The sequence below is a fragment of the Massilia sp. NP310 genome (assembly GCF_019443485.1).
Classification (GTDB): domain Bacteria; phylum Pseudomonadota; class Gammaproteobacteria; order Burkholderiales; family Burkholderiaceae_D; genus Telluria; species Telluria timonae.
Genome location: NZ_CP080379.1, coordinates 2,969,869 through 2,981,319, shown reverse-complemented (window position 1 = coordinate 2,981,319; position 11,451 = coordinate 2,969,869). Strand labels below are relative to the sequence as shown.

Genomic DNA, 11,451 nt, shown 5'->3' with positions numbered 1-11,451 from the left:
CAGGTGCAACCCTGATCGGCGCAAGGATGTGCGTACACGTTACTTTCCATCGAATTTGCAATGAGCGGGGCCGATGGAGCGCGCCCCTGTGTAAAATATCGTTTTAATTCTTACACCAGCAGAGGTTTGACCGCCGCCTGTCGATTATATATTCAAAATGAAGGACTTAGAGAGAATTTCTGGGAAGACAGAGCGAATGGCGACCCAAAACGATGTTGTTCCCCCTTCATCACAACAGGCTCTGCAGGCGCAATTTGTCACGATCGGCGAAGAAGACGCCGGACAGCGTATCGATAACTACCTGTTGCGTGTCTGCAAAGGTGTACCGAAGAGTCATATCTACCGCATCCTCCGTTCGGGTGAAGTGCGTGTCAACAAGGGCAGGATCGACCAGTTGTACCGCCTGGCCGAGGGCGATATGGTGCGTATCCCGCCGATCCGCATCGCCGAAAAAGCCAGCAACGACACCGTGCCGGGGACCGAATTCCCGGTGGTGTTTGAAGACGCGCACTTGCTCGTCATTAACAAGCCTGCCGGCGTGGCCGTGCATGGCGGTTCCGGCGTGTCCTACGGCGTGATCGAGCAATTGCGCGCAGCGCGGCCACAAGCCAAGTTCCTGGAACTGGTGCACCGGCTCGACCGCGAAACCTCGGGCCTGCTCCTGATCGGCAAGAAGCGCAGCGCACTGACCCACCTGCACGACCAGATGCGCGACGGGACCACCGACAAGCGTTATTTTGCGGCGGTGAAGGGCAACTGGCAGAACAAGCGCCAGCACGTCAAATTGCCGCTGCATAAATACACGACGGCGGATGGCGAAAAGCGGGTCGTGGTCCAGGCCGGCGGCCAGGAAGCGCACACCATTTTCAATCTCTTGAAAAAATGGCATGATTTCGCCCTGCTCGAAGCCGAACTCAAGACGGGCCGTACGCACCAGATCCGGGTGCATCTCGCCTCGAGCGGGTTCCCGATCCTGGGCGACGAAAAGTATGGCGACTTCGCTTTCAACAAACAGTTGCACAAGGCGGGCGGGGGACGCGGGGCGCTCAAGCGCATGTTCCTGCACGCGCACCAGATCACGTTCACCCACCCGGACAGCGGCGAGCGGATGACCTTGCGCGCGCCGATGCCCGAAGAATGCGAACGGTTCCTGGTAAGCCTGGGAGAGCCAAGTGCGTGATATGACACCTGCGCACGATCGAACAACTAAGGAGACAGGCGCCCTGGGCCGCCGCTAAATAATGGCAAGAAAACAATTTGACCTGATCGTGTTCGACTGGGACGGCACGCTGATGGACAGCACGGCGGCCATCGTCAAGTGCATCCAGGCGGCGGCGCGCGACCTCGGCCTGCCGGTCCCGAGCGACGCCTCGGCCGCCCACGTCATCGGTCTCGGCCTGGCCGAGGCGATGCAGGCGGTGATGCCCGACATCCAGCCGGCCATGTACCCGCGCATGGTCGAGCGCTACCGCTATCACTTCCTCACCAAGGACCATGAACTGGTGCTGTTCAAGGGCGTTCGGGAGATGTTGGCCGATCTTGATAACGAGGGCTACTTTTTGGCGGTGGCCACCGGCAAGAGCCGGGTAGGCCTCAACCGGGCCCTGAACGCCACCGGCCTGTTGTCGATCTTCGACGCGACCCGTTGTGCGGATGAGACATTCTCGAAGCCCCATCCCGCCATGCTGCAAGAACTGACCCGTGAACTGGGCCAGGACCTGCGCCGCACCGTGATGATCGGCGACACCACCCACGATCTCATGATGGCGAACAATGCCGGCGCGTCCGGCATCGCCGTCGAGTTCGGCGCACACCCGGTGGCCCAGCTGCAAGCCTGCCACCCGCTGTTCTCGGCGCGCTCGATTCCCGAGCTGCATGCCTGGCTGATCGAGCATGCCTGAATCCGCGAGCGCGCAGATGGTGGACGATGAGCGCCTGTTCGTGTGCGATGCCGAGGGTTTATTGGACGGCGGCCGCGGCGTCCGCTTCGCGCTGCTGGCCTGGGGACAGCCGGCCACCGGTTTCGTGATCCGCCACCGCGGCCAGGTGCATGGCTACCTGAACCGCTGCGCCCATGTGCCGATCGAGCTCGATTGGCGGGAAGGGGAGTTCTTCGAGTCCGGCGGCCAGTACCTGATGTGCGCCACCCACGGCGCGGTCTACGAGCCCGACAGCGGCAAATGCGCCGGCGGTCCGTGCCGCGGCGGGCGCCTGCATCCGATCGCCGTACACGAAGGCGCGGGCAAGATATACTGGCTGCCCGACGAGCGGTTCCGCGCGCCTGCGCAGGGATAGCGCTCGCCTTCGACCCCATCCGACTTTATGAGTGACCAAACGAACCACCCCGGCGACAGCCGGCTCGCATCGAATCCGACGATCGGCAACTGGGAGCGCGAAACGCTCGAGAAACTGGTGTTCGCCACCGTCCAGGAGCGGCGCCGCGCCCGGCGCTGGAGCATTTTCTTCAAACTGAGCTTCCTCACTGTCGCCCTGCTGGCGCTGTGGGCATATTACGACTTCAATTTCGGCAGCGGCGACGTCGAAAACCTGGGCCGCCACACGGCCCTGATCGAAATCAACGGCGAGATCGAAGCCGAGGGCAGCGGCGCGGCCGATACCGTGATCCCCTCGCTGAACAAAGCGTTTTCCGACCCCGGCTCGGCGGCGGTGGTGCTGCGCATCGACAGCCCCGGCGGCAGCCCGGTCCAGGCCGGCATCATCGTGGACGAGATCCAGCGCCTCAAGCGCGGCTACCCCGACAAGCCCCTGTACGTGGTGGTGGACGAGATCTGCGCCTCGGGCGGCTACTACATTGCCTCGGCGGCCGACCGCATCTACGTCAACAAGGCCTCGATCGTCGGCTCGGTCGGCGTGCTGATGGACAGCTTCGGCTTCACCGGCACCATGGACAAGCTCGGCATCGAGCGGCGCCTGCTGACGGCCGGCGAAAACAAGGGTTTCCTCGATCCGTTCAGTCCGCAATCCGAAAAACACCGCGAACACGCCCAGGAGATGCTCAACGAGATCCACCAGCAATTCATCGCGGTGGTGCGGGCAGGCCGCGGCAAGCGCCTGAAGGAAACCCCGGAAACCTTCTCCGGTCTGTACTGGACCGGCGCCAGGGCGGTGGACATGGGCCTGGCCGACGCCTTCGGCACCGTCGACACGGTGGCGCGCGACATCGTCAAGGCCGAGGACATCGTCGACTACACGGCGCACGAAGGCTTGCCAGAACGGGTGCTCAAGAAATTTGGCGCCGCGGTCGGCGAAAGCGCGGTCAAGGCGGCCTACCACGGAGCCGTGCCGAAATTGCGCTGAACATTTTGTCCTTGAATACCGACGGCTAACGGCTATAGTGGAACGGTAGCGCGAGCAGCAAGGGTAGAGGGGCAAACGCTTCGACCGGCCCGGACGGCGACACGCTATCCACCGCACGCGATGCGGTTTTCGAGAGAATTCAATTCCTCACGGTAGTACGTCCCTGGGAGGCTTGCCGCATGGCGTGCCTGCCGCAGGAACGGAAACGACGGCCTTGGCCGTCGTTTCCATTTATACCTCATCGGTTTGTACCTCATCGGTACGGCTACTGCGCTCCTCCAGTTTTTCCGTCGCCCTGTTTTCCGGTCTCATCGAGGTGCCTCCGGCGTCCTGCCGGAAGGCATGCCGGTTCAGGTACAAGTGCCGCACTGACGGGCATCGCCATCGCGATCCGAACGGCAGGGGGGCTGCGAATTCTGCTGCGTAGGGTATTGGCTGTTTTGTCGGGAGACCTGCAATCCACCTTGTGACAAGCCGACCTGTGGTGGATGCCACATCGACGGCTTTCGGAAAGGTATCTGCTCTTCATGCTGGGCAAAGCCGCCACGGTCGAGCCAAGCCTGGTGGTCGCGCACGGTGCGGGCATACCAGGCGGCGCGCAGCGGTGGGTGGCCGCCGTGCAGGTGGGGAAGTCCGCCGCCGCGCCAGCGCGCCATGGCGAGTCGGGTCGGGAAAAGCGCCGCATGGTCCTTGGCGAGCCGTTGGCGCGCACAATGGGCCTCATGAGCGGAAAGCTTTCCATTTGCTGTGTCGAGATCGTCGTTCACGTTCATTCCTATCCTTTGGCTATGGCCGCCCCCTTTCAAGGACGTCGTAGGTGCCGTTAGGCGGATTCCTAACGTGTTGAAGTCTATCAATGCGAATTTCGAAAGGCTTGACGCTGCTCAAATGAACGGGTGCATGCAAAATGGGGTGGAGGTAACGGTAACAGATTGACCCGATAACGCTAACAGTCTTGCCTGGCAATGCTTTCCCAAGGGGCGTGCGCATCTGGTAAAGTCTCGGCCCATGAGTAAATTGTCCCTAGACCGTATTCTGCAATCGCAGGGATTCGGCACCCGCAAATATTGCCGCGCGCTGATCGAGGACGGCGACGTCGCCGTCAACGGCGAGACCGTCGACAGCTATAAAGCCACGTTCGACACCGATGGCCTGGTCCTGACCGTGTTCGACGAAGAATGGCCGTATCGCGAGCACGTCTATATCGCGCTGTACAAGCCGGCCAACTTCGAATGCTCGCGTAAACCAAGCCACCATCCGGGTGTGCTGACCCTGCTGCCGGAACAGTTTACCTGGCGCGAGGTGCAGCCGGTCGGCCGCCTCGACCACGACACCACGGGCATGCTCCTGATGTCGGACGACGGTCCGTTCATCCACGCCCAGTCCTCGCCCAAGCGCCACGTGCCCAAGGTTTACCAGGCCACGACCGCCGAGCCGGTCACCGCCGAACTGGTCGCCCACATGCTGGCCGGCGTGCAGCTGAACGACGAGCCGGCGCCCCTGAAGGCGGTGTCCTGTGTCCAGCGCGGCGAGCACACCCTCGAGATCGTCCTGGAGCAGGGCAAATACCACCAGGTCAAGCGGATGCTGGCCGCCGCCGGCAACCATTGCAGCGCGCTGCACCGCTCGCAGATCGGCGGCCTGACGCTGGAATCGCTCGGCCTCGAAGAGGGCGAATGGTGCTTCCTCGACCAGGCCCAGCTCGACTTGCTGGTGCCTGCCTGATCGATCCCGCAAACAGGCAGGCTTAACTGCATGCCTGGATGCAATACGTGCGACACCCACAAGAAATATCCGCGACACTTACGCGCGATGGCAACTGAATACCAGTTGCTGCGCGAACGTTTTGATATAAAACAATAAATATGCACGCCTATCGCCCGAGAATTTCTCATACCATCGCCCTGGTTCCTCTCTTGCTGGCACTGCCGGCATTGGCCCAGACCGCACCGCACACCCTGGCCGAATGCGCCGCCATCGCCGACGGCAGCCAGCGCCTGGCCTGCTTCGACGGCGTTGCCGCCAGCCAGGCGGCCGCCGCTGCCGGCGCCGGTCCGGCCACCGCCGCCGTCGCCACGCCTGCCACCCCGGCCGCCGTGCCGCCGGTGCCGACCACGGCGCCAGTGGCCGAGGGCGCTTTCGATGCTCCGCGCACCAGCGCGGTGGACCGCACCGCCTCGGTCGATCCGGTAGTGCAGGCCGCGTCCCAGTACACCTTGAGCAGCCACTGGGAGCTCGACCCGCGCGACAAGCGTGGCGTGTTCAAGTTCCGTCCGCACCGCCCGAGCTACCTGATGGCGACCCGCACCCACCGCCCGAACGAAGAGCCGTACCGCGACTTCCTGGCCGCCGATCCGGATGCCGAGGGCCTGTCGAAGGCCGAGCTGGAGTTCCAGCTCAGCTTCAAGATGAAGATGGTCGAGACGCTGTTCGAACTGCCGGTCGACGTCTGGTTCGGCTATACCCAGAACAGCTTCTGGCAGGCGGCCAACCATGAGGCGTCCAGCCCGTTCCGCGAAACCAATTACCAGCCCGAGGTCATGTTCGTCACGCCGCTCGACTACGCGCTGGCGGGCGTCAACGTGCGCTTCCTGAACCTGGGCTTCGTGCACCAGTCGAATGGCCAGTCGTCGACGCTGTCGCGCAGCTGGAACCGGTTCTATGCCCAGGTCGGCCTGGAGCGCGGCCCGCTGACCATGACGGCCAAGGTCTGGAAGCGCGTCAACGAATCGTTCGACGACGACAACAACCCGGACATCATCGACTACATGGGCCGCTTCGAGCTCGAAGGCAATTACCGCTTGAATGGTGGCCACGAGCTGTCGGCCATGGTGCGCCGTAACTTCAGCACCGACAAGGGTGCGGTCCAGGTCGGATGGGCCTTCCCGCTGGCGGGCCCGGTCAAGGGCTATGTCAATGCCTTCGCCGGTTATGGCCAGAGCATGATCGACTATAACTACTTCCAGCGTGCGCTCGGCGCCGGCATCATCGTCAAGTACTGAGCCCGAAGTACTGAGCCGTACCGTAGAATGGCGGCCTCGCACCAGGAGGCCTCCCATGAAACTCGCCACGCTCGACGACGGCACCCGCGACGGCCAGCTGGCCGTGGTGTCGCGTGACCTGAAAACCGCCCACGTCGCCGACGGCGTCGCGCCCAGCCTGCGCGCCGCCCTCGACGACTGGGCCTTCATCGCACCCCAGCTCGACGTTCTTTATCGTCAATTGAACGAGGGCAAGGCGCGCCGTCCCTTCGACTTCGACCCCGCCCGCTGCATGGCCCCGCTGCCGCGCGCGAGCGGGCGCGTGTGCGGCGCCGCCTACCTGCATCACCACGAACTGGAACGCCGCGCCGCTGGCGCCGAATTGCCGGCGGCCTGGCGCGACGATCCGCAACTGGCGCGGGCGGCCGGCGACGCCTTCCTGGGGCCGCGGCAAGACCTGGTGCTGGCGCGCGAGGAGTGGGGCATCGATTTCGGCGCCGAGCTGGCGGTCGTGAGCGGCGACCTGGCGCAGGGCGCGACGCCGGACGCGGCGCATGGACAGATCCGCCTGCTGTTGCTGGCCAATGACGTCACCTTGCAGAACCTGGCGGCCAATGAGCGCGCCACTGGCCTGGGCTTGCTGCATGCCAAGCCGGCGACCGCTTTCGCGCCGGTGGCGGTGACGCCGGACGAGCTGGGCGAGGCCTGGCGCGGCGGCAAGGCCGCGCTGCCGTTGCGGGTGGTGTGGAACGGCAATCCGGTCGGGACCCTGGAGACGGGTGAAGACATGGCCTTCAGCTTCCCGCAACTGCTGGCGGCGCTGGCCGCCGGCCGCAAGGTCACGGCCGGCACCATTCTCGGCGCGGGCGTGGTCGCGAACCGCGCGACGCGCCGCAACACGCCGGGTTACGCCAGCATCGCCACGCAGCGCTGGCAGGAAACGATCGATGGCGGCGAAGCCGTGACCCAGTACCTGCGGTTCGGCGACACGGTGCGCATCGAGATGCTCGATGAGAACGGCAAATCGTTGTTCGGGGCGATCGAGCAGACGGTACGGCCGGCGGTGTAGCCGGCTGCGGGCCCTGGCCGACCCTACCGCCAAAATCCACTATCGTCGCGCTCGCCCCGCATGTCCACTTCGACCGGCCGGCTGACCCGGCGCAGCGCATCGGCGCGCAGCAGCCGGCCGTCCGGCTCGTGCAGCCGGTACCAGAGAAAGGCGACGCCGGACAGGGACAGGCGTTCGCCGCCGAACAGGTTGCCGCGCACCTGGGTCAGGCCTTCCAGCCGCAGGTCGATGTCCAGCACCAGGGCGCCGGCGCTGCGTTCGGCCTGGCCAAGGTAGCGCGCCGCGGTAAACAAGGGGCTTTTGTCACTGGCTTCGCCTGCCCGTAAGCCCTCGGTGAAGGCGTCGACCGCCTTCAGTTGCGCCCTGGCGGCGGCCTCGACGGCCTGCAGTTCTTTCTTGAGTTCGCCTTTGGCGGCGTCGGCCAGCACTTCCAGCCGCGCCGCGTGCTGGGCCAGCACCGACCGTTCCGCCGCCACCATCCTGACCTGGTCGAGCAGGCGGGCATGCCGGGCCATGTCGAGTTCGCCCATATAGCCGCCGCTCAGTCCGGCCAGGCGGGCGGGGCAGGAACGCGCCAGCGCGCTGGCGAACAGGGCGCGCGCGCCGTCGCCGTAGGCGCTGCCGGCCAGCGTCGCGTCGCTCTTGAACAGGCTGGCGAAGTCGGCCCCGGCGCGGAGTAATACCGTGGGCGCGGTAAGCCAGATCAACGGTATCGCCGTGCGGCGGTCAGCCGATTCCGGGGTGTGCGCGTTAATGTAGCGTTGCAGCTCGAGATTGCGCTCGGCCAGTTCCTGCGCGGTGCGTGCGAGGGCGCCGTCGACGGTGCGCGCCGCCACCACGCCCTGGCTGACGATCGGGTCGTACAGGATGACCTGGCGGTCCTGGGGCAGGCCGGCGCAGACTTCAATGGCGAGTTCCAGCGCCAGGTCGAAGGCGCGCGCCAGCCCGGCGGCGCCGAGTTTGGCGGCGTCGACGTTGCCGCTCAATGCCTTGGCCTGGGCCGGCGGCAGGCGCGCCAGCAGTTCGGCGCGCTCGGCTTCGGCCAGCGCCTGCCGGGTTTCGGCTTCCAGCAGGCGGGCCTGGGCTTCCAGCAATTCGGGGGAAGAGGCGGTCTGCGACCGGGCCAGACCCGGGTGCAGCGCGCTCAGGCATAACACAATATAAAAAATGAAACTAAATGGCTTGCGATTATGTTTCGCCATGGTTCACCTTGTTTGTGAACGAGAAATAAATCTATCTAAATATCACTGAAGAAAAGTGTAACAATTTGTCGAGAAATATTAGGAGAAGTTTCAGGGCGATTGATTGACAGATCGCAACGTCCCTAGAATCGTCGAATTGTTCTTGCACAATCAATAGCTTGCATGACGTAACAGTGCGTTTGTGACATTGGGATAGAATCCGTGGCCGAGCACGTTTGCCGGAAGATCAACAAGAAATGCGCTAGAATTGACGAGTTAACAAAGTGGTTCTATGAGTATTAATAACCTGCCCATGGCTGGCCTGGAAATCGGCTTTGCCACATCGCTGATCTGCTCCCTCCTGCTCGTGTTCACCACACGCTGGCACGGGCGCTATTCGCTCGACGCGACGCGCGGTGTACAGAAATTCCACATCACCCCGACCCCGCGCATCGGCGGCGCCGCGATCATGATCGGCCTGTGGATGGCGCTGGGCGTGCTGCCGCAGGCGCAGCAGGAACTGTTGCTGCCGGTGCTGATCGCCTCGCTGCCGGCCTTCGTGTTCGGCCTGGCCGAAGACCTGACCCGCACCGTGTCGGTGCGCGCGCGCCTGCTGGCGACCATGGCCAGCGGCGCGGTCTGCTGGTTCCTGACCGGCGTCACCCTCCAGTACACCGGCCTGGCGCCGCTCGACGGCTTGCTGGGCTGGCTGCCGTTCTCGGTGCTGTTCACCGCCTTCGCGGTGGGCGGCGTGGCCAATGCGGTCAACATCATCGACGGTTTCAACGGCCTGGCCAGCGGCACGGTCGTGATCGGCCTGGCCACCCTGGGCCTGATCGCCCTGGGCGCCGGCGACGTCCACCTGGCCCAGCTGTGTTTCGTGATCTGCGCCGTGACGGCCGGTTTCTTCGTCGTCAATTTCCCGTTTGGCAAACTGTTCCTCGGCGACGGCGGCGCCTACCTGCTGGGCTTCCTGCTGGCCTGGCTGTCGGTGATGCTGGTCTACCGCAATCCCTCGGTCTCGGCCTGGGCCCCGCTGCTGGCCTGCGCCTATCCGGTCTTCGAAACCCTGTTCACCATCTGCCGCCGCCTGTGGTGCCGCCGCCATCCGGGCCATCCGGACAGCTGGCACCTGCACAGCCTGGTCAAGACGGCGATCACCGCACGCTACCTGCGCATGCTGCCGGCGCCGCTGCGCAATGCCTGCGTGTCGCCGGTGTCGTGGAGCATCGCCCTGGTGCCGGCCGCGCTGGCAGTCAACCATGCGAATACCCCTGCCGTGCTGATGCAGGGCGTGGTCGCCAGTTTCGCGCTGTACCTGGTCGTGTACGGCCTGGTGGTCGCCGCCTGGCGCGCCCGCCGCCGCCTGCCGGCGCACGTGGCCGCCGCCCCGCTGGCGCCGGCCACCACGTCCACCGTCAAGGTGGTCAAGCCCGTGGTCGCCCCGATCGCTCCGGTGATTGCGCCGGTGATCGTGTCCGCCCGCATCGCCAAGCCGACCGCGGCCAACCAGCCGGCCCCGCTGTCCGACCTCGGCCGCGAGCAGCCGGCCCCGGCCTTCGTCCGCCGCCGCATGTAATGTCAGGCATCCGGCCGCGAACAGCGGCCGCTTTCCCATCCTGTTTTATAGCTAGCCGCACGGCAATTCCGGCGATAATTTCATTTGCGCGGTACAAAGGCGCATGTGACATAGTTTGGCGGAGTAGGCATGTCGGAAGATAGCGACGCAGAAAAGACAGAAGACGCATCGCCCCGGAAGATCGAGAAGGCGCGCGAGGAAGGCGACGTTCCCAGATCGCGGGAGCTGGCCACCTTTACCGTCCTGATGACTGCCGGGGCTTGCCTGTGGGCCTTTGGCGGCATGCTCGTAGGCAAATTGAGCCTGGCGCTCAAGTCCGGCCTGTCGCTCGACCGCGAACAGGTCTTCAATCCCGCCATCCTGTTCGAGCGCATTCTCAATGACCTGGTCGCCGTGCTGCTGGCCTGCCTGCCGATCGCCGGCGCCATCATGGTCATCGCCCTGGTCTCGCCGCTCCTGATCGGCGGCTGGCTGTTCTCGTCCAAGGCTTTCATGCCCAACTTCATGAAGCTGAACCCGATCAAGGGTATTGGCAATATGTTCTCGAAAAACGCCCTGGTCGAGCTGCTCAAGGCGGTCGCCAAGACCATCGTCGTGGGCGTGGTGGCGTATATCGTCGTCAGCGGCCAGAAGGAGGCGATGCTGGGCCTGGCGGTCGAGCCCCTCAATGAAAGCAGCGCCCACGTGGGCGCCATGATCGGCAAATCCTTCCTGTTCATCGTCGGCGCGCTGGGCTTCATTGCCCTGATCGACGGTCCTTACCAGTTGTGGCACTGGAAAGACAAACTGAAAATGACGCGCCAGGAAATGATCCAGGAATCCAAGGAGTCGGACGGCAATCCTCAGATTAAGGGGAAGATTCGCCAGTTGCAGCGCGAAATGGCCCGGGGACGGATGATGCAAAATGTACCTACTGCAGATGTGATCGTCACTAACCCGACCCACTATGCGGTGGCGCTGAAGTATACGGACGGCAAGGGCGCGCCGCGGGTCGTGGCCAAGGGCATCGACGACGTGGCCGCCAAGATCCGCGAGCTGGGCCAGGAACACAAGGTCACGCTGATGGAAGCCCCGGCCCTGGCCCGCGCCCTGTACAAGCATACCGATATCGACGAAGAGATCCCGGAAAAGCTGTACTCGGCGGTGGCGGAAGTGCTGGCCTATGTCTACCAGCTGCGCGCCTACAAGAAGGGAGAAGGGGATTACCCGGATCGCCCGACGAAGTTGAAAGTGCCCGACGAGATGGACCCGCTGAACCCGGCGTCGCAACAGCCAGCGCCACCCAAGCCAGGGGGGCCGAATTGAACTGAACACGGAGTGAAC

11 protein-coding genes are annotated in these 11,451 nt (G+C 64.3%); 9 read left to right on the top strand and 2 right to left on the bottom strand.

Annotated elements, in window-relative coordinates; all coding sequences use genetic code 11:
• The first annotated feature begins 196 nt into the window (after positions 1–196).
• The 4 genes from KY496_RS13170 (at position 197) to KY496_RS13155 (ending at position 3,318) form a co-directional block, all read left to right on the top strand.
• Positions 197–1,180: an RluA family pseudouridine synthase gene (locus KY496_RS13170; protein ID WP_005665806.1), complete on the top strand. Its 984-nt coding sequence runs from the start codon at positions 197–199 to the stop codon at positions 1,178–1,180.
• 61 nt (positions 1,181–1,241) lie between these two features.
• Positions 1,242–1,901 (top strand): HAD-IIIA family hydrolase, encoded by a 660-nt coding sequence (locus KY496_RS13165; RefSeq protein WP_005665807.1) that lies wholly within the window; start codon positions 1,242–1,244, stop codon positions 1,899–1,901.
• Positions 1,902–1,917: 16 nt separating this feature from the next.
• Positions 1,918–2,295, top strand: coding sequence for a Rieske 2Fe-2S domain-containing protein (locus tag KY496_RS13160; RefSeq protein WP_005665808.1), 378 nt, complete (start codon positions 1,918–1,920; stop codon positions 2,293–2,295).
• A gap of 27 nt (positions 2,296–2,322) precedes the next feature.
• Positions 2,323–3,318 (top strand): S49 family peptidase, encoded by a 996-nt coding sequence (locus tag KY496_RS13155; protein ID WP_005665809.1) that lies wholly within the window; start codon positions 2,323–2,325, stop codon positions 3,316–3,318.
• A 350-nt stretch (positions 3,319–3,668) separates the two neighbouring features.
• On the opposite strand, the gene KY496_RS13150 is transcribed toward KY496_RS13155, so the two are convergent.
• Entirely contained in the window at positions 3,669–4,091 is a 423-nt protein-coding gene (locus tag KY496_RS13150; protein WP_157225465.1) for a hypothetical protein, read from the bottom strand.
• Positions 4,092–4,326: 235 nt separating this feature from the next.
• Here KY496_RS13150 and KY496_RS13145 point away from each other — a divergent pair, with 235 nt between their 5' ends.
• The 3 genes from KY496_RS13145 to KY496_RS13135 all read left to right on the top strand — a co-directional run bounded on the left by KY496_RS13145 (position 4,327) and on the right by KY496_RS13135 (position 7,368).
• Positions 4,327–5,043 carry a pseudouridine synthase gene (locus KY496_RS13145; protein WP_005665810.1) on the top strand — a complete coding sequence of 239 codons (717 nt, stop codon included), beginning with the start codon at positions 4,327–4,329 and terminating at the stop codon, positions 5,041–5,043.
• Between the two features lie 191 nt (positions 5,044–5,234).
• Positions 5,235–6,320 (top strand): phospholipase A, encoded by a 1,086-nt coding sequence (locus KY496_RS13140; protein ID WP_229409757.1) that lies wholly within the window; start codon positions 5,235–5,237, stop codon positions 6,318–6,320.
• A gap of 55 nt (positions 6,321–6,375) precedes the next feature.
• Complete coding sequence (locus tag KY496_RS13135; RefSeq protein WP_219865011.1) at positions 6,376–7,368, top strand: fumarylacetoacetate hydrolase family protein; 993 nt, start codon at positions 6,376–6,378, stop codon at positions 7,366–7,368.
• 23 nt (positions 7,369–7,391) lie between these two features.
• On the opposite strand, the gene KY496_RS13130 is transcribed toward KY496_RS13135, so the two are convergent.
• Positions 7,392–8,570, bottom strand: a complete 1,179-nt coding sequence (locus KY496_RS13130; RefSeq protein ID WP_219865010.1) for a hypothetical protein — start codon at positions 8,568–8,570, stop codon at positions 7,392–7,394.
• 271 nt (positions 8,571–8,841) lie between these two features.
• Between KY496_RS13130 and KY496_RS13125 the strand changes: the two genes are divergently transcribed.
• A complete protein-coding gene (locus tag KY496_RS13125) occupies positions 8,842–10,128 on the top strand; it encodes a glycosyltransferase (RefSeq protein ID WP_184239097.1) in 1,287 nt (428 codons plus the stop codon).
• Between the two features lie 129 nt (positions 10,129–10,257).
• Entirely contained in the window at positions 10,258–11,433 is a 1,176-nt protein-coding gene (gene flhB / locus KY496_RS13120; protein WP_184239095.1) for a flagellar biosynthesis protein FlhB, read from the top strand.
• The last annotated feature ends 18 nt before the right edge of the window (positions 11,434–11,451 follow it).